This window comes from Muricoccus roseus (assembly GCF_900141905.1).
In the GTDB taxonomy this organism is placed as follows: Bacteria; Pseudomonadota; Alphaproteobacteria; order Acetobacterales; family Acetobacteraceae; genus Roseomonas; species Roseomonas rosea.
Genome location: NZ_FQZF01000006.1, coordinates 44,230 through 70,483, shown reverse-complemented (window position 1 = coordinate 70,483; position 26,254 = coordinate 44,230). Strand labels below are relative to the sequence as shown.

General features: G+C 70.8%; 20 protein-coding genes. 14 read left to right on the top strand and 6 right to left on the bottom strand.

The window, feature by feature from the left end:
- Positions 1-14: 14 nt before the first annotated feature.
- The 4 genes from rplT to BUB97_RS06355 all read left to right on the top strand — a co-directional run bounded on the left by rplT (position 15) and on the right by BUB97_RS06355 (position 4,796).
- Positions 15-386 carry a 50S ribosomal protein L20 gene (rplT, locus tag BUB97_RS06370; protein WP_073132791.1) on the top strand — a complete coding sequence of 124 codons (372 nt, stop codon included), beginning with the start codon at positions 15-17 and terminating at the stop codon, positions 384-386.
- Positions 387-544: 158 nt separating this feature from the next.
- The gene (gene pheS / locus BUB97_RS06365; RefSeq protein ID WP_073132788.1) at positions 545-1,642 is read left to right on the top strand and encodes a phenylalanine--tRNA ligase subunit alpha; all 1,098 of its coding nucleotides are present in this window, start codon (positions 545-547) and stop codon (positions 1,640-1,642) included.
- Between the two features lie 10 nt (positions 1,643-1,652).
- The gene (gene pheT, locus BUB97_RS06360; protein ID WP_073132786.1) at positions 1,653-4,148 is read left to right on the top strand and encodes a phenylalanine--tRNA ligase subunit beta; all 2,496 of its coding nucleotides are present in this window, start codon (positions 1,653-1,655) and stop codon (positions 4,146-4,148) included.
- 69 nt (positions 4,149-4,217) lie between these two features.
- Positions 4,218-4,796, top strand: a complete 579-nt coding sequence (locus BUB97_RS06355) for a peroxidase-related enzyme (RefSeq protein WP_073132784.1) — start codon at positions 4,218-4,220, stop codon at positions 4,794-4,796.
- 7 nt (positions 4,797-4,803) lie between these two features.
- Here BUB97_RS06355 and BUB97_RS06350 read toward each other — a convergent pair whose 3' ends face one another.
- On the bottom strand, positions 4,804-5,625 hold the full coding sequence (locus tag BUB97_RS06350) for a siderophore-interacting protein (protein WP_073132783.1): 822 nt from the start codon (positions 5,623-5,625) through the stop codon (positions 4,804-4,806).
- On the bottom strand, positions 5,625-6,191 hold the full coding sequence (locus BUB97_RS06345) for a PadR family transcriptional regulator (RefSeq protein ID WP_073132781.1): 567 nt from the start codon (positions 6,189-6,191) through the stop codon (positions 5,625-5,627). Before BUB97_RS06345 ends, BUB97_RS06350 begins: the two co-directional genes overlap by 1 nt.
- Positions 6,192-6,380: 189 nt before the next feature.
- On the opposite strand from BUB97_RS06345, the gene BUB97_RS06340 reads away from it, so the two are divergent.
- Positions 6,381-7,193 carry a potassium channel family protein gene (locus BUB97_RS06340; RefSeq protein WP_086061950.1) on the top strand — a complete coding sequence of 271 codons (813 nt, stop codon included), beginning with the start codon at positions 6,381-6,383 and terminating at the stop codon, positions 7,191-7,193.
- Between the two features lie 9 nt (positions 7,194-7,202).
- Here the strand turns inward: BUB97_RS06340 and BUB97_RS06335 are convergent, their stop codons facing one another.
- On the bottom strand, positions 7,203-7,589 hold the full coding sequence (locus BUB97_RS06335) for a RidA family protein (RefSeq protein WP_073132779.1): 387 nt from the start codon (positions 7,587-7,589) through the stop codon (positions 7,203-7,205).
- 105 nt (positions 7,590-7,694) lie between these two features.
- Here BUB97_RS06335 and BUB97_RS06330 point away from each other — a divergent pair, with 105 nt between their 5' ends.
- The 9 genes from BUB97_RS06330 (at position 7,695) to BUB97_RS06290 (ending at position 20,907) form a co-directional block, all read left to right on the top strand.
- Positions 7,695-8,690, top strand: a complete 996-nt coding sequence (locus BUB97_RS06330; protein ID WP_073132778.1) for a Bug family tripartite tricarboxylate transporter substrate binding protein — start codon at positions 7,695-7,697, stop codon at positions 8,688-8,690.
- A gap of 102 nt (positions 8,691-8,792) precedes the next feature.
- The gene (gene lepA, locus BUB97_RS06325; protein WP_073132776.1) at positions 8,793-10,598 is read left to right on the top strand and encodes a translation elongation factor 4; all 1,806 of its coding nucleotides are present in this window, start codon (positions 8,793-8,795) and stop codon (positions 10,596-10,598) included.
- A 93-nt stretch (positions 10,599-10,691) separates the two neighbouring features.
- On the top strand, positions 10,692-11,687 hold the full coding sequence (locus tag BUB97_RS06320; protein WP_338141772.1) for a tripartite tricarboxylate transporter substrate binding protein BugD: 996 nt from the start codon (positions 10,692-10,694) through the stop codon (positions 11,685-11,687).
- Between the two features lie 136 nt (positions 11,688-11,823).
- Positions 11,824-12,186 (top strand): response regulator, encoded by a 363-nt coding sequence (locus tag BUB97_RS06315; RefSeq protein ID WP_073132773.1) that lies wholly within the window; start codon positions 11,824-11,826, stop codon positions 12,184-12,186.
- 59 nt (positions 12,187-12,245) lie between these two features.
- Positions 12,246-13,625 carry a xanthine dehydrogenase small subunit gene (locus tag BUB97_RS06310; RefSeq protein WP_245818209.1) on the top strand — a complete coding sequence of 460 codons (1,380 nt, stop codon included), beginning with the start codon at positions 12,246-12,248 and terminating at the stop codon, positions 13,623-13,625.
- The gene (gene xdhB, locus BUB97_RS06305) at positions 13,625-15,913 is read left to right on the top strand and encodes a xanthine dehydrogenase molybdopterin binding subunit (protein WP_245818208.1); all 2,289 of its coding nucleotides are present in this window, start codon (positions 13,625-13,627) and stop codon (positions 15,911-15,913) included. The genes BUB97_RS06310 and xdhB overlap by 1 nt, the downstream gene beginning before the upstream one ends.
- Before the next feature lie 211 nt (positions 15,914-16,124).
- Positions 16,125-17,294, top strand: a complete 1,170-nt coding sequence (locus tag BUB97_RS06300; RefSeq protein WP_073132771.1) for an isovaleryl-CoA dehydrogenase — start codon at positions 16,125-16,127, stop codon at positions 17,292-17,294.
- Entirely contained in the window at positions 17,294-18,916 is a 1,623-nt protein-coding gene (locus BUB97_RS06295) for a carboxyl transferase domain-containing protein (RefSeq protein ID WP_073132768.1), read from the top strand. Before BUB97_RS06300 ends, BUB97_RS06295 begins: the two co-directional genes overlap by 1 nt.
- Before the next feature lie 5 nt (positions 18,917-18,921).
- Positions 18,922-20,907, top strand: coding sequence for an acetyl/propionyl/methylcrotonyl-CoA carboxylase subunit alpha (locus BUB97_RS06290; RefSeq protein WP_073132767.1), 1,986 nt, complete (start codon positions 18,922-18,924; stop codon positions 20,905-20,907).
- Here BUB97_RS06290 and BUB97_RS06285 read toward each other — a convergent pair.
- The 3 genes from BUB97_RS06285 to BUB97_RS06275 all read right to left on the bottom strand — a co-directional run bounded on the left by BUB97_RS06285 (position 20,904) and on the right by BUB97_RS06275 (position 26,254).
- Positions 20,904-22,862 (bottom strand): AsmA family protein, encoded by a 1,959-nt coding sequence (locus BUB97_RS06285; RefSeq protein WP_073132765.1) that lies wholly within the window; start codon positions 22,860-22,862, stop codon positions 20,904-20,906. The genes BUB97_RS06290 and BUB97_RS06285 overlap by 4 nt on opposite strands.
- Positions 22,863-22,934: 72 nt before the next feature.
- Positions 22,935-24,011 carry an ABC transporter ATP-binding protein gene (locus tag BUB97_RS06280; protein WP_073132764.1) on the bottom strand — a complete coding sequence of 359 codons (1,077 nt, stop codon included), beginning with the start codon at positions 24,009-24,011 and terminating at the stop codon, positions 22,935-22,937.
- Positions 24,008-26,254, bottom strand: a complete 2,247-nt coding sequence (locus BUB97_RS06275) for an ABC transporter permease (protein WP_073132761.1) — start codon at positions 26,252-26,254, stop codon at positions 24,008-24,010. The genes BUB97_RS06280 and BUB97_RS06275 overlap by 4 nt, the downstream gene beginning before the upstream one ends.

The following is a 26,254-nucleotide window of genomic DNA, read 5'->3' as shown; positions in this document are numbered from 1 at the left end:
GAGGAGACAGTTCCATGGCTCGTGTTAAGCGCGGCGTTACCGCCCACGCCCGTCACAAGAAGGTCCTCAAGCTCGCCAAGGGCTATGTCGGCCGGTCCTCCACCGCCTACCGCCCCGCTCTCGAGCGGGTTGAGAAGGCGCTGCAGTACGCCTATCGCGACCGCCGCAACAAGAAGCGCGACTTCCGGGGCCTCTGGATCCAGCGCATCAACGCGGCCTGCCGCGAGAACGGGATCGTCTATTCCCGCTTCATTGCCGGGCTGAAGGCCGCCGGCATCGAGCTGGACCGCAAGGTCCTGGCCGCGATCGCCTATGACGACGCCACCGCCTTTACGGCCCTCGTCGAGAAGGCCAAGGCGTCCCTCCCGGCTCAGCAGTCCGCCTGAAGCCGGGCGCCCCGCCCGTTGCGGCGGGGCATCCACTCTGAATGAACGCCAAGGGCCGCATCCGCTGGGATTTCCCAGCGGCGCGGCCCTTGGCATATGAGGCCCCCGCCGGCCCTGCCCCGTGGCTCGATGCCGGCGCCCAAGGATCAGGTTCGGGAATGGCTGACGATCTCGACATGCTGCGCGCCTCGATCGAGGCCGCCATCGCGGAGGCGGCGGATCCCCGCGCGCTGGATGCCGTTCGCGTCGCGGCGCTGGGCAAGAGCGGCGAGGTGACCGCGCTCCTCAAGGGCCTGGGCGCCCTGCCGCCGGAGGAACGCAAGGCGCGCGGCGCGCAGGTGAACGTGCTGAAAGGCGAGATCGAGCGGGCGCTGGAGAACCGGCGCGTGACGCTGGAGGCCTTCGCCCTGGATGCGCGCCTCGCGGCGGAGCGGATGGACGTCTCCCTCCCGCCCCGGCCCTTCGCACCCACCGGGCCGGAGGCCGGCAGCATCCACCCGATTTCCCGCACCATGGAGGAGCTGATCGCCCTTTTCGGCGCGATGGGATTCGCCGTGGCCGAGGGGCCGGATATCGAGGGCGACTGGCACAACTTCTCCGCCCTCAACATCCCCGAGCACCACCCGGCCCGGCAGGACCACGACACCTTCTACCTGACCGCTCCGCCCTCTGCCGAAGGTGGGGCCGGCCGGCGCCCGGTGCTGCGCACCCACACCAGCCCCGTGCAGATCCGCACCATGCTGACCCAGGAGCCGCCGATCCGCGTGATCGTGCCCGGCCGCACCTGGCGCGCGGACCACGACGCCACGCATTCCCCCATGTTCCATCAGGTGGAGGGCCTGGTGATCGGGCGCGACATCCATATGGGGCACCTCAAGGGCACGCTGATCGATTTCCTCCGGGCCTTCTTCGGCATTGCCGACCTGCCCGTACGCTTCCGCAGCTCCTACTTCCCCTTCACCGAGCCCTCGATGGAGGTGGATATCGGCTGGAGCCGCAAGACGGGCGAGCTTGGCCAGGGCGGCGACTGGCTGGAGATCCTGGGCAGCGGCATGGTCCACCCGAAGGTGCTGGCCAATTGCGGGCTCGATCCCCGGGTCTGGCAGGGCTTCGCCTTCGGCATGGGGATCGAGCGCATCACCATGCTGAAGCACGGCATCCCCGATCTGCGGCCCTTCTACGAGGCCGATCTGCGCTGGCTGCGGCACTACGCCACCAGCCCGCTCTCCCCCTTCACCCTGCACGACGCCGCCTGAGGGTCGAAAGATGAAGTTCACCCTCTCCTGGCTGCGGGACCACCTCGAGACCGAGGCGACGCTCGAGCAGATCCTCGCCACCCTCAACACCATCGGCCTCGAGGTGGAGGGCGTGGAGGACCGCGCCGCCGCCCTCGCCCCGTTCCGCGTCGCCTATGTGGTGGAGGCCGAGCAGCATCCGAACGCCGACCGGCTGCGCGCGCTGAAGGTGGATGTAGGGGATGGCACCCTCCGCTCGGTCGTCTGCGGCGCGCCGAATGCGCGGGCCGGGATGAAGGGCGTGGCCGCCCTGCCCGGCGCGTTCGTCCCGGGCACGGGAATCACGCTCAAGGCGGGCGAGATCCGCGGCGTGAAGAGCGAGGCGATGATGCTCTCCTCGCGCGAGATGGGGCTGGGCGACGACCATAACGGCATCGTCGAGCTGCCGGAGGATGCGCCGGTCGGCACGCCCTATGCCGAGTATGCCGGCCTCGGCGACCCCGTGATCGAGATCAGCGTCACCCCCAATCGCGGCGATGCGCTGGCCGTGCGCGGCGTGGCGCGGGACCTTGCCGCCGCGGGGCTGGGGACGCTGAAGCCCTGGAGCCCCGAGCCGCTGGCCCCAGCCTACCCCACGCCGCTGGAATGGGTGATCGAGGACCCGCGCGCCTGTATCCAGGTGCTGGGCCGTGCGATCCGGGGCGTGACCAACGGCCCCTCGCCGCAATGGATGCAGGACCGCCTGACGGCCATCGGCCTGCGCCCGATCAATGCGCTGGTGGATATCACCAACTACTTCACCTTCGATCTCGGCCGGCCGCTGCACGTCTTCGACGTGGCGAAGGTGAAGGGCCGCACCCTGACCATGCGGCTGGGGCGCGAGGGTGACGAATACCTGGCGCTGAACGGGAAGACCTACCGCCCAACTCCGGAGGACATCGTCATCGCCGACGAGGCCGGGGTCGAGAGCCTCGCGGCCATTATCGGCGGCGAGTCGACGGGATGCGACGAGACGACGCGCGAGGTCTTCATCGAATGCGCCCTCTTCGACCCCGTGCGCATCGCGCTCACCGGCCGCCGGCACGGGGTGCACAGCGACGCGCGCGCGCGCAACGAGCGTGGGCTCGATCCCGCCGCGCAGCGCGCGATGCTGGAAGCCGCGACGCGGATGGTGATGCAGCTTTGCGGCGGCGAGCCGAGCACGGTGACCGAGGCCGGGGCCGAACCCGCCTGGCAGCGCGAGGCGACCCTGCGCTTCGAGCGGATCGCGGGGCTCGGCGGCTCCGGTGTCCCGCCCGAGGCGGCCGTGAACTCGCTGGAGCGGCTGGGCTTCTCCGTGCTGGCGCATGACGCGGCCGAGGTGACGGTCGCCGTCCCCTCATGGCGGAACGACATCGCCTCCTCCCGCTCCGCCTACCGCGCGGGCGGCACGGAGCTGACTCAGGAGCCGGGCATCGATCCCGCCCGCGCCAGGGCCGCCGCCGAGGGTGCGGATGCCGTGGAGGCCGAGTGCGACCTGCTCGAGGAGGTGCTGCGGCTGGAGGGGCTGAACGCCATTCCCGCGGTCTCGCTGCCGGCCGAGGGGCGGCTGCCCCTGCCCTCCCTCACCCCGCGCCAGTCTCGCGCGGCGCTGGCCCGGCGCGTGCTGGCCTCGCGAGGACTGCAGGAGGCCGTGACCTTCGGCTTCACGGCCCGCGCCACGGCCTCCTTCTTCGGTGAGACGCCGGAGTCGCTCCGGGTGGAGAACCCGATCGCGGCCGATCTGGACCAGATGCGCCCGACGCCGGTGGCCACCCTCCTCCAGGCGGCCGGGCGGAACGCCGCGCGGGGCTATCCCGACGTGTCGCTCTTCGAGGTCGGGGCCTCCTACGCCGCGCCGACGCCCGAGGGGCAGCTCGCCACGGCGGCGGGGCTGCGCCTGGGCCGCACGCCGCGGCACTGGTCCGAGGCCCAGCGCGCCTTCGACGCGCTGGACGCCAAGGGCGACGCGCTGGCGGTGCTGCTGTCCCTCGGCCTCTCCCCCGCCGCGCTGAGCGTGACGACCGACGCGCCCGGCTACTACCATCCCGGCCGCTCCGGCGTGCTGCGCAGCGGCCCGAAGCTGCCTCTCGCGCGCTTCGGCGAGCTGCATCCGCGCGTTCTCTCAGCGCTCGGGATCGACGGGCCCGCGGTGGCCTTCGAGGTGCTGCTGGATTCCGTCCCCGAGCCGAAGCGGAAGAATAAGGCCGCCCCGGATCTCGCGGCGTTCCAGCCCGTGCGGCGCGACCTGGCCTTCCTGGTGGATTCCACGGTGCAGGCCGATGCGCTGCTCCGCGCCGCGCGCAACGCCGAGCGGAACCTCCTGGCCGAGGTATCGCTGTTCGACCGCTATGCCGGCGACCGGCTGCCCGAGGGCAAGGTTTCGCTCGCGCTGGAGGTGGTGCTGCAGCCGCGGGAGCGGACGCTCACCGATGCGGAGATCGAGGCGGCCATCGCCAAGATCGTCGCCGCCGTGACCAAGGCCACCGGGGCGACCCTTCGGGGCTGACCGCGGTGCAGGAGGCGTCTAGCGTGGTGGCGCGCCCGCTCCGGCGGGTGCCCACCACAGGAAACGCCCATGGCCAACGAAGCTCCCCGCCCCTTCCGCTACCCCGTGCCCGAGCTGGGTGCGCTGCCGGAGGATATCCGGGCCCGCATTCTGGCCGTGCAGGAGAAGGCCGGCTTCGTCCCCAACGTCTTCCTCCTCCTCGCCCGCCGGCCGGAGGAGTTCCGCGCCTTCGTCGCCTATCACGACGCGCTGATGGAGAAGCGGGAGGGGCTGACGGCGGCCGAGCGGGAGATGATCGTCGTCGCCGTCTCGGCCGCGCATTCCTGCCAGTATTGCGTGGTGGCCCATGGCGCCATCCTGCGGGTGCGGGCGAAGGACCCGCAGGTCGCTGATCTCGTCGCCACCAACTACCGCAAGGCCGGGCTGCTCCCGCGCCAGCGGGCCATGCTGGACTATGCGCTGAAGGTGGCCACGCAGTCCCACCTCGTCGGCGATGAGGACCACCAGGCGCTGGCCCAGGCCGGCTTCACCGAGGACGAGGCGTGGGACATCGGCGCCATCGCCGCCTTCTTCTCCATGTCCAATCGCCTCGCCAACGCCACGGACCTGCGGCCGAACCCGGAATTCCACATGCTCGGCCGCCGCTAGGGCAGTCTCAGTCCTCCACCGCTTCATGGGCGGCGGCGGCGCCGCGCTTCCAGTAGGCGGCTGCCTTCACCCGCTCCTTCGGCAGCCCATGCCGCTCGAGCAGGACACGGCGCAGCTGGCGTGCCACCTCGGCCTCGCAGGCCACCCAGGCATGGCCACTGCCGCGGGGGAGGATCAGGGCCTCCAGCGCGGCGACCAGCCGTCCGGCCTGGCCGGGCGGCCTCGGGCCGCGTTCGACCCAGACCACCTCGATGCCGGGCCGTTCGGGCAGCGCCTGCCGCTCGGTACCGTCCGCAACCTCGATGACGGCGAGGACACGGGCGGTCGGCGGCCGTTCCTCAATCCGTCTCCCGATGGCGGGCAGCGCCGTCTCGTCGCCGGCGAGGAGATACCAGTCCAGATCGTCCGGCAGCACGAAGGAGCCACGCGGGCCGCCGACACCGATGCGCTGCCCCGGCGCGGCCGCGGCCGCCCATTCCGTCGCCGGTCCTGCCTCGTGCAGCGCGAAGTCGATGACCAGTTCCCCCAGTTCCGGGTCGAAGCGCCGCGGGGTGTAGTCGCGGGCGATGGGCCGCGGTGCCCCCTCCGGCAGCACGGGGCCGTTCGGCCCGAAATCCGGCATCATCGGCTCCCCCTGGCCCGGCGAGGGGAAGAAGAGCTTCACATGGTCGTCGAAGGAGGCGGTCACGAAGCCCTCCAGCTCCGGACCGGCCAGCGTCACGCGCGCCATGCGGGGCGTGACCCGCTCGACGTGCCGGACCGTCAGCACCCGGCGGCGCAGCTCGTGCCGCACGCGCCGGCCGAGGCGGCCCTCGGTCATCTCCGGCATCAGACCCGCTCCACCTGCACAGCCGCCTCGTCGATCAGTGCGACGATCCGCCGCATCTGTTCCTCCGACAGAGCTCCCCGGGACAGGCGGAGGCGCAGCGCCATCTTGAGGTTCTGCATCGCGCGCATGGCCTGCAGCCCGGCGCCGTCGGGCCGGTCGGCGGCCGTGGCATCCATTCTCGCGAAGAGAGCCTCGACCTCAGGCTGCGCGGCCTCGAGAACCCGTTCCCCCTCGGGGGTGACAGCATAGAGCTTGCGCCCGCCCTCGGTGCTGGCGACCGTGATCTGTCCCAGTTCCTCCAGCAGGGTGAGGTTCGGATAGATGACGCCAGGGCTCGGGGAATAGGTTCCGGCCAGCCGCTCCTCGATGGCCTTGATCAGCTCGTAGCCGTGGCGAGGGCGTTCCGCGATCAGCCGCAGGACGACGAGACGGAGGTCGCCGGTCTCGAAGAAGCGGCCGCCCGACCCGCCTCGCCCCCCGCGATGGTGGTGGTGATGTCCGGCCTGCGGGCCGCCGCGATGGAAGCGGCGCCGGTCGCACCTGCCGTGATGATGAAAGGGATGCATGGGTTCTCCCGTAAGGATTTCGATATAACGATTATTTAGATATATCGAGACCCTTCCGGATTCAACCCCCTTCGGCTTGGCTGCGCCGTTCTGCCGCGTTATCGCCTGTGGAAAGCCTGCGAAGCTCCGAGGCCCCCGGCATGAAAGCCCGCCCGACACCATGACGTCCGCCCAGCGCCTCATGCCGGCATGAAGATCCCGCCCCATTCGGCGGAGACGAGGGCCGTCGATGCCCTCCCCGCCGATCGCCGGCTGTTCCGGGAACTCTATTACCGCGACACCGCGCGGGCAGTCCGGTACCGCTACGGCCTGCTGCTGCTTGACGCCGTCACGCTGCTCTTCATCATCGGCACCTCCTTCATCGAGCGGAGTGCCACGGTGGAGGTGGCCGATACGGCGCTCGGCCTCGTCCTTCTGGCCGAGTTCGCCGCGAGGCTCCGCGCCAGCCCGAGGCCGTGGAAGGAACTGGCGCATCCCGCCACCCTGGCGGACGCCATCGCCATCGTCTGCTTCCTGATCCCGATGCTGGGCGCGGCCGCCGGCTTCCTGCGGGCCCTGCGCGTGCTGCGCCTGCTCCGCTCGCAGAGGCTGCTGAACCGGCTACGGAAGGACTTTCCCGGCTTTCAGCGGAACCAGGACACGATGGTGGCCGCAATGGACCTGCTGGTGTTCATCTTCATCATGACCGGGCTGGTGTACGAGACCCAGCACCGGAGCAATCCGCAGATCGGCGACTATGCGGATGCCCTCTATTTCACCATCACCGCCCTCACCACCACCGGCTTCGGCGACATCACCCTGCCCGGCCGGACGGGGCGGCTGCTCAGCGTGGTCATCATGTTCTGCGGAGTGACGCTGTTCCTCCGCCTTGCCCAATCCCTCTTCCGGCCCTCCAAGGTCCGCTTCCCCTGCCCGCAATGCGGGCTGCAGCGGCACGAGCCGGATGCGGTCCACTGCAAAGCCTGTGGCCACCTCATCAACATCCCGGATGAGGGGAGCTGACCGGCGGGATCAGTCGGTTCCGAGATAGGCGGTCGCGTCGATCTCGACGAGGCAATCCGGGGAGCCGAGACCGCTGACGATGCAGGAAACCCGGTGCGGCGGATCCTCGGCGAACATCTCGAAATAGACCTCGTTCATCGGTTCCCAGTTCGCGCGGTCGGTCACGTAGACCGTGCACTTCACCACGTCCTTCAGCGTGCCGCCGGCCTCCTCGATCAGGGCGCGGATGTTCTCGATGGTCTGCCGTGTCTGGGCGCGCACATCCCCGACGGCGAAGCGGCCCTCCCTGTCGCGCCCGGTGGAACAGGCGAAGACGAAGCCGCCAGCCAGGGTGGCCTGGGCAAAGGGCAGCTTGGGCTTGAACACCCGGTCGGTGGCGACGGCGCGCTTGGGCATGGATTCAGGATCCCGGTTCCACTCGGGCCCGCTACGGATGGCGCGCCCCTTGCTTCACCTTACCAAGAGGTAATCCTCTCGCCATCCCGCCGCCCGGAGCCCGATATGCCAGCCCGCCGCCCCCTCCTGCTTGGCTTCCTGGCCGCCCCAGCCCTGCTCCGGTCGGCGAGTGCGCAGGTTCTGCCCGGCGGCCGCCCGATGCGCTGGGTCGTGCCCTTCCCACCCGGCGGGGCCGGCGATGCGATCGGGCGGATCTGGGCCGACGCCTTCACGGCCCGGAACAACCAGCCCGTGGTGATCGAGAATCGGGGTGGAGCCAATGGCGTGCTGGGGATCGAGGCCGTGACCCGCGCCGCACCGGACGGGGCGACGCTGGGCGTGTTCAACATCGGCTTCTTCACTGCCCTGCCGCTGATGGCCAGGGTCTCCTACGACCCGGCCCGGGACCTCACGCCGGTGGCCAAGCTGGTGACGAGCACCGTCCTCTGCTGCGTGACGGCCGAGCGCGCGGCCCAGCGTGGCTGGACCGACTTCCGGGCGCTGATCAACTGGGCGAAGCAGCCCGGACGCCAGATCACCAAGGGTTCGGCCAGCAATGGGGGCCCGGCCCACCTGCTGATCGCCACTATCGCCAAGCGGAGCGGCGCCGACATCGTCCATGTGCCCTATCGTGGCGGGGCGCCGGCTTTGAACGACCTGCTGGCTGGGCAGATCGACATGGTGTTCGACTTCATGCCCGCGCTGCTGCCCCAGGTGGCGGCCGGAAAGCTGGTTCCACTCGCGGTCGGCAGCCGGGCCCGCTCCCCGCTCCTGCCAGAGGTGCCGGGCCTTGGCGAGTTCGCGGATCTCGGGCTCGGCGGCCTCGACCTGCAGTCCTGGAACATCCTGACGGGCCCGACCGGCATGTCCCCGGAGATGGTGGAGGGCATCGCGGCCGGGGTCCGGCGCGGTGCGGAGGCTCCGGGGCTGCGGGAGCGGCTGGCGACGGCCGGGCTGGTGCTGTCCATCTCCGACAGCTCGGCGGCGGTGCGGGAGGCGATCGCCCAGGACGCGCCGCGGTGGAAGGAAATGGTGGAGGCCTCGGGCGCGCGCATCGAGTAGCCTCCGCACCCCGCCGCTTGGTCCCGCGCGCGGCATGCCCTATCTGGGGGGCTGACACGCCCCAGATAGGCCGGGGCCCGCCCGCTCACGGCCCGGAACCAGATGACCGACACCCCTCTCGACCGCATCCGCAACTTCTCGATCATCGCCCATATCGACCACGGCAAGTCGACCCTGGCCGACCGGCTGATCCAGAACACCGGCACCCTCTCCGCCCGTGAGATGACGGAGCAGGTGCTGGACAACATGGATATCGAGAAGGAGCGCGGCATCACCATCAAGGCGCAGACCGTGCGCCTGAACTACCGCGCCCAGGACGGGCAGGACTATGTCCTGAACCTCATGGACACGCCGGGCCATGTGGACTTCGCCTACGAGGTTTCGCGATCCCTGGCGGCCTGCGAGGGCTCGCTGCTGGTGGTCGACGCCTCCCAGGGGGTTGAGGCGCAGACGCTCGCCAATGTCTACCAGGCGCTGGATGCCGGGCATGAAATCGTGCCCATCCTCAACAAGGTGGACCTTCCGGCCGCCGAGCCGGAGCGGGTGAAGCAGCAGATCGAGGATGTGGTGGGCTTGCCCGCCGACGACGCGGTGATGATCTCGGCCAAGACCGGGCTGAACATCGAGGGCGTGCTCGAGGCCATCGTCACCCGGCTTCCGGCACCGAAGGGCGATGCCGCCGCTCCCACCAAGGCGCTGCTGGTCGATAGCTGGTACGACCCCTATCTCGGCGTCGTCATCCTGGTGCGCGTCAAGGACGGGCATCTCCGCAAGGGCCAGAAGATCCGCATGATGGCGGAGGGCTCGACCCATGTCGTGGAGCAGGTCGGCGTGTTCCGCCCGAAGATGCAGGCCGTGGAGAGCCTCGGGCCGGGCGAGATGGGCTACATCACGGCAGCCATCAAGACGGTTGCCGACACCAATGTCGGCGACACCATCACGGACGACCGGAACCCGGCCGCCGAGCCACTGGCCGGCTTCAAGCCCTCCATCCCCGTGGTGTGGTGCGGGCTTTATCCCGTCGATGCCGACGACTTCGAGAAGCTGCGCGACAGCCTGGCCAAGCTGCGGCTGAACGACGCCTCCTTCCATTACGAGGCGGAAAGCTCGGCCGCCCTGGGCTTCGGCTACCGCTGCGGCTTCCTCGGCCTGCTGCATCTGGAGATCATCCAGGAGCGGCTGTCCCGCGAGTTCGACCTGGACCTGATCGCGACGGCGCCGAGCGTCGTCTACAAGCTGAAGATGACGAACGGGGAGGAGCGCGACCTCCACAACCCCGCGGACATGCCCGATGTCGTGTCCATCGACAGCATCCAGGAGCCCTGGATCAAGGCGACGATCTTCGTCCCCGACGAGTATCTGGGCAACATTCTCACCCTGTGCAGCGAGCGCCGCGGCCAGCAGGTGGAGTTGACCTATGTCGGCAGCCGGGCCATGGCCGTTTACCGCCTGCCCCTGAACGAGGTGGTGTTCGACTTTTATGACCGGCTGAAGTCGATCTCGCGCGGCTATGCGAGCTTCGACTATGCGATGGACGGCTACGAGGAGGGCGATCTCGTGAAGATCAGCATCCTCGTGAACAACGAGCCGGTGGATGCGCTCTCCTTCATGGCGCACCGCTCCCAGGCCGAGCGGCGCGGCCGCTCCATCTGCGAGAAGCTGAAGGACCTGATCCCCCGCCAGCTCTTCAAGATCCCCATCCAGGCGGCGATCGGCGGCCGGGTGATCGCGCGCGAGACCATCGGCGCCATGTCCAAGGACGTGACCGCCAAGTGCTACGGCGGCGACATCTCCCGCAAGCGCAAGCTCCTCGAGAAGCAGAAGGAGGGAAAGAAGCGCATGCGGCAGTTCGGCAAGGTGGAAATCCCGCAGAGCGCCTTCATCGCCGCCCTGAAGATGGACAGCTGACGCGGCCCGGGGGTGCGGCAGCACCCCCGGAACTTGCTTGACAGCGGAGGGGGTTTCTTGCGACCGCCGGACAATTAACGGGAGTTTACGTTCATGGTCCGAATGACCCGCCGTCGCACGCTTCTGCTCGCCACCGCCCTCGCCGCCCCGGCTGTCCTGCCCGGCCTTGCCAAGGCCCAGGGCGCCTTCCCCAACCGGCCCATCACCATCATCGTGCCCTTCGCCGCCGGCGGTCCGACCGATGTCGTGACCCGGCTGGTGGCCGAGGTGATGGCCCGCGACCTCGGCCAGCCCGTGGTGGTGGAGAATGTCGGCGGCGCCGGCGGCACGCTGGGCGCCCAGCGCGTCGCCCAGGCCCGGCCGGATGGCTACACCCTGCTGCTCCACCATATCGGCATGGGCACCACCCCCTCGCTCTACCGCCGCCTCGCCTATGACGCGGTGAACGGCTTCGAGACGATCGGCCTCGTCACCGAGGTGCCGATGACCATCATCACGAAGAAGGACTTCCCGGCCAACAACCTGGCCGAGCTGGTCGCCGTGCTGCGCGAGCGCAAGCAGAACGTGAACCTGGCCAATGCCGGCGTCGGCGCCGCCTCGCATATCTGCGGGCTGCTGCTGCAGTCGGCGATCCAGACGCAGCTGACCACCGTCCCCTATCGCGGCACCGGCCCGGCGATGACTGACCTGATCGGCGGCACCGTGGACGTGATGTGCGACCAGACCACCAACACCACGCAGCAGATCAATTCCGGCGCGGTGAAGGCCTTCGCGGTGACCACCAGCAGCCGGAACGCGGCCCTGCCGAACCTGCCGACCGCCGCCGAGGCCGGGCTACCGGGCTTCGAGGTCTCGGTCTGGCACGGGCTCTACGCGCCGAAGGGCACGGATGCCGCGATCCTGAACCGCCTCTCCCGCGCCCTCCAGGCCGCCCTGCGCGAGGATCGCCTGGTGGCGCGCTTCGCCGAGCTCGGCACGGCTCCCGTGAGCCAGGAGCAGGCGACTCCGGAGTTCCATCGCCGCTACTGGCAGGCCGACATCGCCAAGTGGCGGCCGATCATCCAGGCCGCTGGGCAGTACGCGGACTGACCCGGCGCGCCCTCCGGGGCGCAACGAAGCCCGGCCGCCCTTGACAGGGGAACGGCCGGGCGCCACCCCGTGTGATGAACGGACTCAGCTTCCCCAGGGAGTTCCCAGGGAGGCCGGGCGAATGGAGACGGTCTGAATGGCAAGCCTCGCCGGGCGACGTGTTCTGGTTGTCGAGGATGAGACCCTGGTCGCCATGCTCGTGGAGGACACGTTGGCCGATGCCGGCGTGGTGGTGCTGGGACCGGTGGCGACCGTCTCCGAAGCCCTCGCTATGCTCGACGCCCAGCGTCCGGATCTCGCCGTTCTGGACCTCAACCTCGCCGGCGAGACCTCCGAGCCCGTGGCGGACCGGCTGATCCAGCTTGAGGTCCCCTTCATCGTCGCCTCCGGCTATGGCGCGGCGGGGCTTCCGCAGCGGCTCGCCGGCGTTCCCGTGCTGGCCAAGCCCTATGCGCCCGAGGACCTGACCGCCGCCCTTTCGCGCCTGCCGGTCACCTGACCGCGGCTGCTGGCGTGCCGGGCTGATCGCCCGGCACGGAGCCTGCTAGGCTCCCGCCCATGATGCCCTCCGCCGGCCCCATCGCCTTCACCCTGAACGGCACGCCCCGCACCCTGCCGGCGGGCACCTCCCCCACCACCACCCTGCTCGACTGGCTTCGCGGCCCCGCTGCCCTCACCGGCACCAAGGAGGGCTGCGCCGAGGGCGATTGCGGCGCCTGCACTGTCGTCATCGAGGAGACCGATGGCGCCCGGGTTCCGCTGAATGCCTGCCTCGCCCTGCTCGGGCAGGTCCATGGCCGCAGCATCCGGACCGTGGAGGGGCTGCGTGGCCCCGACGGCACCCCGCATCCGGTGCAGCACCTGCTGGCCGAGGCGGACGCGACGCAATGCGGCTTCTGCACCCCCGGCATCGTCATGGCGGCCTGGGCCCATGCGCGAGAAGGCGGGGACGTGCATGACGCCCTGGCGGGCAATCTCTGCCGCTGCACCGGCTATCGCCCGATCGTGGAGGCCTTCGCCGGGTTGCGGGACGACGGCGCCCCGCCCCCGGCCGCGCCACCCTCCCCCGCCACGCGGCTCGAGGCACCGGGGCAGGTCTTCCACCGGCCCGCCAGCCTGGCCGGGCTTCTTGCCCTTCGCGCCGCGCATCCGGACGCCTGGCTCCTCGCGGGGGGGACCGATCTCGGCCTGCGCGTCTCCGAGCGGCGCGAGGCGCCGGCCCAGGTGATCTGCCTCTCCGACGTGCCGGAGTTGAACGGGCTAGAGGCAACCGCCACGGGCCTGCGGGTCGGGGCCGCCGCCAGCTACCGGCGGCTTCTCGCGGCTTGCGCGGCCGATCCCGCCTTCGCCCCGCTCGCGAAACTCCTCCGCAGCCTGGGCTCGCGCCAGATCCGGGGCATGGGGACGCTCGGCGGCAATCTCGGCACCGCCTCCCCGATCGGCGACGCGCTTCCGCCCCTGATCGCACTGAGGGCCAGTCTGCGCCTCGCCGGGCCGGGCGGGATGCGGGAGATGGCGGTGGAGGACTTCCTCACGGGCTATCGCCAGAATGCCCTGCGGGCGGAGGAGGTGATCCAGGACGTGCACATCCCCCGCCCGCCGGCCGGAAGCCTCTTCGCGGCCGAGAAGCTCTCCAAGCGGCCGGACCAGGACATCACCACTGTCGGCCTCTCCGCGCTGCTCGTGATGGAGGAAGGGCGTGTCGCCTGGGCGCGGGTCGCCCTCGGCGGCACCGGCCCCCGTGCGGAGCGCTGCCGGCCCGCCGAGGCGGCACTGACGGGACGGATGTGGAACCGGGAAACGGCCGAAGCGGCCGCCGCCGCCCTCGAGGCGGCCATCGCCCCGCTCTCCGACCTGCGGGGGAGCGCCAGCTATCGGCGCCGGGCCGCCGGCAACCTCCTGCGCCGCCTCTGGCATCGCCAGGCGGAGGCCGCGTGATGGACGGCATGGCACGCGGGACCGGGCCCGGCGCGGCCCTCAGGCAGGACAGCGCCCTGAAGCACGCGACCGGTGAGGCCCGCTTCGCCGACGACCTCCCCACCCCGCCGAACCTACTCCACGCCGCTCTCGTGCTCTCCCCCGTCGCGCATGGCCGCCTGGCGCCGCTCGACCTCGCCCCCGCTCTCGCCATCCCCGGGGTGGTCGCGGCGCTCGGCCCTGGGGACATCCCCGGCCGCAACGACATCGCCCAGGCGAAGCGCGCCCCGGAGCACATGCTGGCCGAGGGGCTGGTGGAGTATTGGGGCCAGCCCCTGGCCATCGTCGTCGCGGAGAGCCGGGACGCGGCCCTGGCCGGCGCGGCCGCGGTGCGGCCGGGGATCGAGGCCCTTCGCCCCGTTCTTTCCGTCGAGGAATCGCTGGAAGCCGGCAGCCTGCTGATGCCTCCGATGGTGATGGCGCGGGGTGACGCCCGCGCCGCCCTCGCCGCCGCGCCGCACCGCCTCTCCGGCGAGTTCAAGGCGGGCGGGCAGGAGCATTTCTATCTCGAAGGCCAGATCGCCCTCGCCCTTCCCGGGGAGGATGGGGACCTGACCATCCATTCCTCCACCCAGCACCCCACCGAGGTGCAGCATGTCGCGGCGCGCATCCTTGGCTGCGACCAGAACCTCATCTCCGTGCAGGTGCGGCGCCTCGGCGGCGGCTTCGGCGGCAAGGAGAGCAATGCCTCCTGGGTGGCGGCCTGCGCGGCCCTGGCGGCCCGGCGCACCGGGCGCCCGGTGAAGCTTCGCCTCGGCCGCAAGCAGGACATCGCCGCCACGGGCAAGCGCCACCCCATGCTGTTCCGCTGGGAGGCCGGCTTCGACGGGACCGGGCGCATCCTGGCGCTGGAGGCGACCCTCGCGGCCGATGGCGGGCACAGCGTCGATCTCTCGGGCGGCGTGGTCTTCCGTGCTGTGACCCACGCGCTCAACGCGTTGGACGTGCCCGACGTGACCATCACCGGGGTGGCCTGCAAGACGAACACGGTCAGCAACACCGCCTTCCGCGGCTTCGGCGGGCCGCAAGGCGTGCTGCTGATGGAAGACGTGACCAGCCATGTCGCCCGCGCCCTGGGCACGAGCCAGGAGGCGGTGCGCGAGCGCAACCTGGCGGGTGGCGAGAACGGTGCCCTCACCCCCTATGGCCAGGCGCTGGAGGGCGATCTGATCCGGCGCGTCTGGGCGGAATGCCGGGACGGCGCGGACTGGGAGCGCCGCCGGGCGGAGGTGGAGGCCTTCAACGCCCGCCACGAGGTTCTGCGGCGCGGGCTGGGCAGCTTCGTCCTCGCCTTCGGCATCTCCTTCGGCATCATGTCCATGAACCAGGCGGGCGCGCTGGTGCATGTCTATGAGGACGGCTCGATCCGCCTGAACCATGGCGGGACGGAAATGGGCCAGGGGCTGTTCATCAAGATCGCCCAGGTCGTCGCCGGCGTCTTCGGCGTGCCGGTGGAGCGCGTTCGCATCACCGCCACCAGCACGGCCGAGGTGCCCAACACCGCCCCCACAGCCGCGAGCACCGGCACGGACCTGAATGGCTGGGCGGCCCAGATCGCCGCGGCCACCATCCGCGGCCGCATGGCGGAGCTGGCCGCCGCCGAATGGGGCGTGCGGCCGGAGGAGGTGCGGTTCGAGGAGGAGGAGGTCTTCGCCGGCAACCACCGCATGCGCTTCGGCGAGCTGGCGCATCGCTGCGTGCAGGCGCGCGTGTCGCTGTCGTCCACCGGATTCTACAGGACCCCCGACATCCACTGGGACCCCGCCAGCCTTCGGGGGGAGCCGTATTTCTACTTCTCCTACGGCGCCGCCATCGCCGAGGTGGAGCTCGATCTCTTGACCGGCGAGCACCGGCTCCTGCGCGCCGACATGGTCCAGGATTGCGGCCGCTCACTGAACCCGGTTGTGGATCGCGGCCAGATCGAGGGCGCCTTCGTGCAGGGGCTGGGCTGGCTGACCTGCGAGGAGCTGTTCTGGGACGAGCAGGGCCGCCTGCGGACCCTCGGCCCCTCCACCTACAAGATCCCCGGCTCGCGCGACGTGCCGCCGGCCTTCAACGTGCGGCTGCTGGAGGGTGCGCCGGCCCGGGCGGACACGATCTTCCGCTCCAAGGCCGTGGGCGAGCCGCCGCTGATGCTCGCAACCGCCGTGTGGAACGCCTTGCGGGACGCCGCGGGCGCGGATCGCCTGGACCTGCCCGCCACGCCGGAACGGCTCCTCATGGCCGTGGAGGCGCGCCGGGCGGGATAGGGATTCCGCCCGGGGAGGAGGACGGGCCCCCTCCGCCGACGCTCACGGAAGCCCCTTCCGGCCGAGACGGCTTCTGGCGGCGTTCCTTCTTCCGAGGCCGGCGGGACGGGCGCGGTCCGGTGGTTTTGCCCTGCCGCTTGCGAAGCGCATCCCGCCCCCATACCGTTCGCCGAAAGCCTGCCGGTCGAGCAGGGCGAGGGAACGGCACCGCATGAGCAACAGCTTTCGTGGACTCGATTTCGACCTCGGCGAGACCGCCGATGCGCTGCGCGAGCAGGTGGCCGCCTTCGCCGCCGACGAGATCGCCCCGCGCGCGGCCGAGATCGACCGCAGCAACGAGTTCCCGACGGATCTGTGGCGGAAGTTCGGGGAACTCGGCCTGCTCGGCATCACCGCGCCCGAGGAATATGGCGGCGCCGCGATGGGCTATCTGGAGCATTGCGTGGCGATGGAGGAGCTGAGCCGCGCCTCGGCCAGCGTCGCCCTCTCCTATGGCGCGCATTCCAACCTCTGCGTGAACCAGATCTCCCGCAACGGCAATGAGGAGCAGAAGCGCCGCTACCTGCCCCGGCTGATCTCCGGCGAGCATGTGGGCGCGCTGGCGATGAGCGAGCCGGGCGCGGGGTCCGACGTGGTGGGGATGCGGACACGCGCGGAGCGGAAGGGCGACCGCTACGTCCTCAACGGCAACAAGATGTGGATCACCAACGGGCCGGATGCCGATGTGCTCGTGGTCTATGCGAAGACCGATCCGGAGGCTGGCCCGCGCGGCATCACCGCCTTCCTGGTCGAGAAGGGCTTCAAGGGCCTCTCCACCGCGCAGAAGCTGGACAAGCTGGGCATGCGCGGCTCGAACACCTGCGAGCTGATCTTCCAGGATTGCGAGGTGCCGGCGGAGAATGTGCTCGGCGCCGAGGGGCGCGGCGTGAACGTGCTGATGAGCGGGCTGGATTACGAGCGCGCCGTGCTGGCCGCCGGGCCCACGGGCATCATGCAGGCCTGCATGGATGTGGTGCTGCCCTATGTCCATGACCGCAAGCAGTTCGGAAAGTCGATCGGCGAGTTCCAGCTCATGCAGGGCAAGATCGCGGACATGTACACCGTGATGAACGCCGCGAAGGCCTATGTCTATGCGGTCGCCAAGGCCTGCGACCGCGGGCAGACCACGCGCAAGGACGCGGCGGGCGCCATTCTCTACGCGGCGGAGAAGGCCACCTGGATGGCGCTGGAAGCGATCCAATGCCTGGGCGGCAACGGCTATATCAACGACTACCCGACGGGCCGCCTCCTGCGCGATGCGAAGCTGTATGAGATCGGTGCCGGCACGAGCGAGATCCGCCGCATGCTGATCGGCCGCGAACTCTTCGCCGAGACCGCCTGATGCCGGTGCTGCAGACGGCGCTGGATGCGCGTTCGCCGGAATACGCGGAGAACGCGGCGCGGATGCGGGCGCTGGTGGAGGATCTCCGCGCCAGGGCCGAGCATGTGCGGCAGGGTGGCGGGGCGGCGGCGCGGGAGAAGCACCTGTCGCGTGGCAAGCTGCTGCCGCGGGACCGCGTGCGGGCGCTGATCGACCCGGCTTCCCCCTTCCTCGAGATCGGCCAGCTCGCCGCGAATGGCCTCTACAAGGACGAGGTGCCGAGTGCCGGGCTGATCACCGGCATCGGGCGCGTCTCGGGCCGAGAATGCATGATCGTGGCGAACGACGCCACGGTGAAGGGCGGCACCTACTTCCCGCTGACGGTCAAGAAGCACCTGCGCGCGCAGGAGATCGCGGAGCAGAACCGCCTTCCCTGCCTTTACCTCGTCGATTCCGGGGGCGCCAACCTGCCGAACCAGGATGAGGTCTTCCCCGACCGCGACCATTTCGGGCGCATCTTCTTCAACCAGGCGAACATGTCAGCCAAGGGCATCCCGCAGATCGCGGTGGTGATGGGAAGCTGCACCGCCGGCGGCGCCTATGTGCCGGCCATGTCGGACCAGAGCGTCATAGTCCGCAATCAGGGCACCATCTTCCTGGCCGGCCCACCCCTTGTGAAGGCCGCCACGGGCGAGGTGGTGAGCGCCGAGGACCTGGGCGGTGCGGAGGTGCATTCGCGTATCTCCGGCGTGACGGATCATATGGCGGAGAACGATGCGCATGCGCTGGGCATCGCGCGCCGCATCGTCGCCGGGCTGAACACGCGCAAGCCCGCTTCCCTCGACATCGTCCCGCCCCGCCCGCCTGCGCTCGACCCTCAGGGTCTTCATGGGCTGGTGCCGGCCGATCTGCGCCAGCCCTATGACGTGCGCGAGGTGATCGCCCGCATCGTCGATGCCTCCGAATTCGACGAGTTCAAGCCTCTCTACGGCCCCACCCTCGTCACCGGCTTCGCGCGGCTGCACGGCTATCCCGTGGGGATCGTCGCCAATAACGGCGTGCTCTTTTCCGAAAGTGCGCAGAAGGGCGCGCATTTCATCGAGCTGTGCTGCCAGCGCGGCATCCCGCTCGTCTTCCTGCAGAACATCACGGGCTTCATGGTGGGCCGCAAATACGAGAGCGGCGGCATCGCCAAGGACGGCGCCAAGATGGTGACCGCGGTGGCCACGGCCACGGTGCCGAAATTCACGGTGGTGATCGGCGGCAGCTTCGGGGCGGGGAATTACGGCATGTGTGGCCGCGCCTACTCGCCGCGCTTCCTCTTCATGTGGCCGAATGCGCGTATCGGGGTCATGGGCGGCGAGCAGGCGGCTTCGGTGTTGTCCACCATCCGGCGTGACGGGATCGAGGCCCGCGGCGGCGCGTGGAGCGCAGAGGAGGAGGAGCGGTTCAAAGCGCCGGTCCGCGAGCAATACGAAACCCAGGGCCACCCTTATTACGCGACGGCGCGGCTCTGGGATGACGGCATCATCGACCCGGCGGATACCCGAACCGTGCTCGCCCTCGCCATCTCCGCCTCGCTCAACGCGCCGATCGAGTCCTGGGCCTCCCGCGCCCCGGGCTTCGGCCTGTTCCGGATGTGACGGCTATGTTCGGGACCATTCTCATCGCCAATCGCGGCGAGATCGCCTGCCGTGTCATCCGCACCGCCCGCCGCCTCGGCATTCGCACGGTGGCCGTGTATTCGGATGCCGATGCCGGCGCCCTGCATGTGGCGATGGCCGATGAGGCGCGCCGCCTTGGCCCGGCGCCGGCGCGCGAGAGCTATCTGCGGATCGAGGCCATCATCGAGGCGGCGCGCGCCTCGGGCGCCGAGGCCATCCATCCCGGCTACGGCTTCCTCTCGGAGAATGCCGAATTCGCGGAGGCCTGCGCGGCCGCCGACCTCACCTTCATCGGGCCACCGCCCGCCGCCATCCGCGCCATGGGCTCCAAGTCCGCCGCCAAGGCGTTGATGGAGAGGGCGGGCGTGCCGCTGGTGCCCGGCTATCACGGCCAGGACCAGTCCGCCGCCACCCTGCGGAGGGAGGCGGACCGCATCGGCTACCCGCTGCTCATCAAGGCCAGCGCCGGTGGCGGCGGGAAGGGCATGAAGGTGGTGGAGAATGCCGCCGGGCTGGAGGAGGCGCTGGCGCTTGCCAAAGGCGAGGCGCGCTCTGCCTTCGGTGACGACGATGTTCTGCTGGAGCGCTATCTCACCCGCCCCCGCCATATTGAGATCCAGGTCTTCGCGGACACCCAGGGCAACACCGTCCACCTCTTCGAGCGCGACTGCTCCATCCAGCGCCGGCACCAGAAGGTGGTGGAGGAAGCGCCCGCCCCGGGCATGGACCCCGCCCGGCGGGAGGCCATGGGCCGCGCGGCCTGCGATGCGGCGCGCGCCATCGGCTATGTCGGCGCCGGCACGGTGGAGTTCATTGCCGAGGGCGACAGCTTCGCCTTCATGGAGATGAACACCCGGCTGCAGGTGGAGCATCCGGTGACGGAGGCCATCACCGGGCAGGACTTGGTGGAATGGCAGCTCCGGGTGGCCGCCGGCCAGAAGCTGCCGCTGCGCCAGGACCAGCTCGGCATCGGCGGCCACGCCATCGAGGTCCGCCTCTACGCCGAGGACCCCAGCCGCGATTTCGCCCCCTCCACCGGGCGCATTGAGCACTTGCGGTTTCCCGCTGGGGCGGACGGCATCCGAATCGACACGGGCATCCGCGAGGGCGACGCGGTCACCATCCATTACGATCCGATGATCGCCAAGATCATCGCCGAGGGGCCGGACCGGGGGGCGGCCCTGGCCCGCCTCGCCCGCGCCCTCGCCGCGACCGAGATCGCGGGGCCCGCCACCAACCTGCCCCTGCTCCGCGCCATCCTCGCCCAGCCGGATTTCCGTGCGGGGGCTCTGGATACGGGCTTCATCGGCCGGCATGCCGAAAGCCTGCTCGCCCCGCCCGCCCCGGCGCCCGGCGAGGCGCTGGCCGCCGCCATCGCCGCCCTGCTGGCCGAGGAGGCAGCCCGGCCCGCCGCCGACCCCTCCGACCCTCACTCCCCCTGGGGCACGGCACTGGCATGGCGCCTGAACGGGGGTGGCTACCAGGACTTCACCCTTCAGGACGGGGAGGCCACCCACCGCCTCCGCGCCCATCTCCGCCCCGATGGCTTCCGGCTGGACCTGCCGAACGGGCCCTCTGAGGTCTTCGCCCTGCCCCTGCCGGACGGCCGGTTCGCACTGGGGATCGACGGCCGCAGCCTCCCAGCCCGTGTGCTGCGGCGGGATGACCGGCTGACCGTCCTCCTCGACGGCGCCGCCCATGCTTTGCGCTTGGTCGATCCTCTGGCCCCCGCCGGCACGGAAGGTCCGGCCTCGGGCCGTATCCTCGCGCCCATGCCCGGCAAGGTGCTGGAGGTGCTGGTCGCCTCCGGCCAACTCGTCACGCGCGGCGCCGTCCTGCTCGTCATGGAGGCGATGAAGGTTCAGATGCGCATCACGGCTCCGGCGGAGGGCGTCGTCGGCGCCGTCCGCTGCTCCCCGGGCGACCTCGTCGAGGATGGGGCGGAGCTGGTCTCGATGGAGGGTTCCTAGCGCCGCGACTGGCCGCGGCGGACGAGGCCCTCGCAGCGGTTGTCCTCACCGGTGCCGAACTGGATGGTGGGCAGCAGGCCCGCGACAGGCGCCACCAGCGCGGCCAGCCCGCCGATGATCCCGCCGCGCGCCGCGAGCTCGCCCATCTCCGGCCCCACATCGGGGTTGCGGAAGCTCCCATCGATCAGGATGGAGGTCGGCAGCGCGCCGATGGTGAAGCTCTTGGATTCGCTGCGAAGGCGCACGTCCAGCTGCTCGCGCGCGATGTTCACGGCACCCGTGGCATTGATGATCACGTCCTCCGTGTCGAGGAGAACGGTGCGGAGCCCCGCGACGCCGCGTTGCAGCCCGACATTGGCGACGAAGCACTGCACCACCGTCCGCCCCGGCACGCCGAGGGCCGAGAGGATGGCATTGCCCAGCCGAAGCCCGGAGAGATCGACCAGCAGGGCGGAAAGGTTGCCGCCCGACATGCCGAGCGTCACCTCGCCATTGCCGCTGCCAAGGATGTCGGCGAAGGAGCGGCCGGTGCCCTCGATCCGCGCGCGCCCGTTGATCCGCCCCGCCCCCTCGAAGGTGTTGGTGGCCTGCATCAGCCGGGACAGATCGAGGCGCTGGAACTGCACGTCGGCGCGTGCATGCAGGCGCTCCCCGTCCCGCGGCGTCAGCGCGATGGTGCCCTCGATCCGGCCGGTGCCGACGCCCAGGGTCAGCGGGCGGAGGGTGACGGCCCCGTCCTTCACCTCCATCACGGCGCGCATGTTGTCGAAGGGAATGTTGCGCCCGACGATGCTGTCGGCCCGGTAGTTCAGGCTGACATTGGCGGCCTCCAGCTTGGGGAAGTTGATCGGGTCGTCCGGCAGGACGCGGCCGCGGGATTCGTTGCGCGCCTGCTCCCGCCGCTGCTGCGGGCTCTGCCCGGGGGTGGAGGTGCGGCCGGGCTCCTCGCCGATGAAGCCGCCGAGATCCGCCAGATCCACCCGGCGGGAGCGGAGCTCCGCCTCCACTTCCGGCTTCTGCCCGCCCGTGGTCACCGCGATGGTGCCGGACAGATCACTCCGCCCCAGGCGGCCGTTGAAGTCGCGGAACCGGACCCGGCCGTTCACATAGTCCAGCTGACCGGCGATCTCGTAGTTCGGGGTCTTGGGAATGGGGACGCCGGTGAGCGGCTGGAGCAGCCCCATATCCGGCCCGCGCAGTTCCAGCCGCACATCCGCGCCCTGCAGCTCCAGCGGGTTCTGCAGCGTGCCCCTGAGGCTGACCCGGGTGGGGCCGTTGGCGAGCTGGATCTCGATGGGCCAGGGCTTGCCCGTATCCTGCAAGGCCAGGATGGCGCCGCCCAGGGCCGTGCCCGTTATGGGCTGGCCGGCATAGGTGCCGCGCGCCTCGGCGGCGATGCGGGGCTCGGCGGTGTCCTCGTCACGCGTCGCGACGGCCAGGTTGAAATCGGCCCTGAGCCGGGGATCGACCACATGCGCTTGGCCCTCCACGATGCGCAGGAGGCCGATCTTCGGCGCCGCGCCGCGCGGGGCCGGTTCCGCCCCCTCGCCCGCAGGCTGGCCGAATTCGAAGGCATAGTTCGTGCGGCCGTCGGGCAGGGCCACGGCCTCGACCACCGGCCGCGTGACCTCGATGGCCGGGATCACCACCGCCCGGTCGTTCCAGTAGGCCATGACGTCGATCTGGGCGGAAAGGCGCTCGGCCCGCGCGAAGGGCGGGTGCTCCGCGAAACCTTCGGGGTTGGCGATCCGCACGCCATCGGCGGAAACCTCCGTCACCCGGCCCAGCCGGACATGGAGGTGCTCGATCGTCACCTTGCGCCCGAGGGCCGCGGAGGCCCGGCTTTCGGCCAGCGGGATGAACCAGTCCCAGGACCAGAAGGCGATCAGGAGGACGAGGGCCGCCAGGGGCAACCCGGTCCAGATCGCCCAACGCGGTATCCGACGGCCCGCCATGCGTCTCTCCGCTTCCATTCTGCTTGGCGGAGTAATGCGCGAGGGGGCCTGCGGTTGACCCCGGAGCGGCTTTCAGGCCAAGGCCGGCCCCCGGAGCAGCGCGGCGCCATGGGCGCCGAACCGGAGCCCGACCGTCTCCCCCGGCGCCCAGGGGCGGCCGGCGGCCGGCGAGACGACGAACACCTCCCCCACCGGGGTGGACACGGTGTATTCGACCACCCCACCCAGATAGGCCGCCTTGGCGACGGTTCCGCTTAGCATGGCGGAGGCATCCCCGGCCGGCAGGACGGCGATCGCCTCTGGTCGCAGGGCCAGCTCGGCCAGGCCGTCGGGTAGTCCCCGGTGGGGCAGCCGCAGCTGGGCCGCCCCGACCTGAACCTCGCCATCGGCCGCATCCAGCCGGCGGAGGGTCGCGGGCAGACGGTTCGCCTCGCCCACGAATCCGGCGACGAAGGCGCTGGCGGGGCTCTCATACAGCTCCCGCGGGCTCCCCTCCTGGGCGATCACGGCCTGGTTCATCACGATGATCTTGTCCGAGATCGCCAGGGCCTCGGCTTGGTCATGGGTGACATAGACCACGGTGACGCCCAGCCGCTGCTGCAGCTCGCGGATTTCCTCGCGCATCTTCCGCCGCAGCCGGGCGTCCAGATTCGAGAGCGGCTCGTCGAACAGCAGCACCGAGGGTTCGAGCACCAGGGCCCGCGCGACGGCCACGCGCTGCTGCTGCCCGCCGGAGAGCTCGGAGGGCAGGCGCGCCTCGAAGCCCGCGAGCCCCACGCTGTCCAGCGCCGCGCGTCCGGCCGCCTCGGCTTCGCGCTTCGGCCGGCGGGAGACCGTGAGCCCGTAGCAGACATTCTCGAGCACGGTCATGTGCGGAAAGAGCGCGTAGGACTGGAACACCATGGACACGTCGCGCTCGGCCGGGGGCAGGGTGGAAACATCCCGCCCGCCGATCAGCACGCGCCCCTCGCTCGGATAGTCCAGCCCCGCGATCATCCGCAGCGTCGTCGTCTTCCCGCAGCCCGAGGGGCCGAGCAGGGTGCAGAGCGTTCCCGCCGGCACGGTGAAGGAGACATCCCGCACGGCCACGGAGCCCGTGCCGAAGCGTTTCCACACGCGCTCGAAGCGCACCGCGGCCGCGCGACTCATGCCACCACTCCCCCATTCGCCACGCCCGGGCCCGGCGTGGCCAGACCCGGCGCGGCCAGACCCGGCGCGGCCAAACCCGGCACGGCCGCCCGCCGGCCGATCCGCCGCCGTCCGACAAGCAGCTGCGCCAGACCGAGCATCAGCACCATCAGCAGGATCAGCACCACTGCGACGGCGATCGCCAGCCCGTAATCCCCGTTGATCACCCGGTTCACGATGAAGACCGTGGCCAGCTCCGTATCGGCGGTGACGAGGAAGATCACGGCGGAAATCGTCGTCATCGCCCGCACGAAGGCATAGACGAGCCCCGCCACGATGGCGGGCCGCAGCAGGGGCAGCACGACCCGCCGGAAGGCATCGCCCCCGCCGCCGCCGAGGGTGTGGGACGCCTCGTCCAGCGAAGGATCAATCTGCGCCATGGCCGCCATGCCGGAGCGGAGCCCGACGGGAAGGTTCCGGAACACGAAGCACGCGACGATGATGGCCCCCGTTCCCGCGAGTTCCAGCGGCGGCAGGTTGAAGGCGCGGAGATAGGCCACGCCGATCACCGTGCCGGGCACGGCGAAGGACAGCATGGTCGCGAATTCCAGCACCCCCTTCCCGGCGAAGCGCGTGCGCGAGAAAAGCCAGGCCGCCGCGATCCCCAGCGCCGCCGTGATAGGGGCCGATATGGCGGCCAGCGTCACGGTGGTGATCACGCTGTTCCAGGCCAGGCCGGTGAGCTGTCCGCCGCTGATCTCGAAGGCCTTCACCATGTGGCGGAAGGTGGGCGTGTAGTCGCGGCCCCAGACCTCCACGAAACCGCCGGAAATCGCCAGCACGTAGAGAATGACGGTGAGCGCGGCCCAGGGCAGCGCCACGGCAAGGCAGAGCCGCCGCACGCCCGCGGGCAGTGGCGGCGCCAGCCCGCCATCGCCCTTGCCGCCGATGGAGACATAGGACTTCCGGGCCGTCAGCCAGCGCTGGAGGCCGAAGACGCCGAGCGCCATGACGAGCAGGACGAGGGAGAGGGTCGCAGCCCGGCCCGCATCGGCCTGGGCACCCACCACGGCGAAGAAGATCTCCGTCGCCAGCACGCCGAACTGGCCGCCGAGAACCACCGGATTGCCGAAATCGGCCATGCTCTCGATGAAGCCGAGAAGGAAGGCATTGGCGATGCCCGGGCGCAGCAGCGGCAGGGTGACGGTGGAAAAAGTGGCCCCCGGCGTGGCCCGCAGGGTGGAGGACGCCTCCTCCAGCGTGGGCGAAAGCCCCTCCACCACCCCGATCAGCACGAGGAAGGCGATGGGCGTGAAGGCGAAGAGCTGGGCGAGGAGCACGCCCGGCAGGCCGTAGATCCACCGGCCCAGCTCGATCCCGAACCAGGAGGAGGCGGCGATCGAGACGAGGCCCGAGCGGCCGAAGATGAGGATCAGGCCCAGGCCGAGGATGAAGGGCGGCGTGACGATGGGCAGCACGGTGAGCCAGCGCAGCGGGCGGGCGAGGCGCAGCCGCCCGCGCGTGACCAGCAGCGCGAAGGCAAGGCCGAGAGCCGTGGTCCCGGCCCCGACCAGGACACCCAGCAGCAGCGTGTTCCACACCACGCCGCAGCGCGGCGCGCCGGCGAGGCAGCCAAGGCTCCAGAGCCGGTCATCGGCCAGCCGGCCGAACACCGCCCCTGGCGCGATGGCTCCGGCCGCGTCGCGGAACGCGTCGGCGAGAAGCAGCAGCAGGGGGAATGCCGTGAAGACGGCGATGGAGATGGCCGTGATGACCGCCACGGCGGCGGTGAAGGCATCGCCGCGAAACGCTCCGCGGCCGGCCAGCCCGGCGGCGAACAGCACGGCGAGAGCCGAGGGAACCACCGCCCCGCCCCAGCCGATGCCGAACTGGCGGTCCTCCATCGGGCCGAACAGGCCTTCGAGCCATGGCGCCGTCCAGCCCTGCACCCCGATGGCATAGCCCTGCGCCAGGAGCAGGATCAGGCCGAGCCCGCCGGCCAGGAGAAAGGCGTCCGCGCGCGCGCGGCGCGGGAGCGGCAGCAGCGCGGCCAGCAGGCCGAGGCCAGGCGCCAGCACCGCCGGCCAGAGCCACCACCGCCCCTGGCTGGCCACCTGCCCGGCCGCCGGCGCGAAATCCGGGTCCGACAGCCAGGCGAAGCCGGCGAGCGGCAGGGCTGCGATCCCGTCCTGCAGGAGATACCAGGGCAGCAGCAGCGCCGCCATCAGGGCGATCAGGCTGCTCCAGAATCCGGCGGCGCGCAT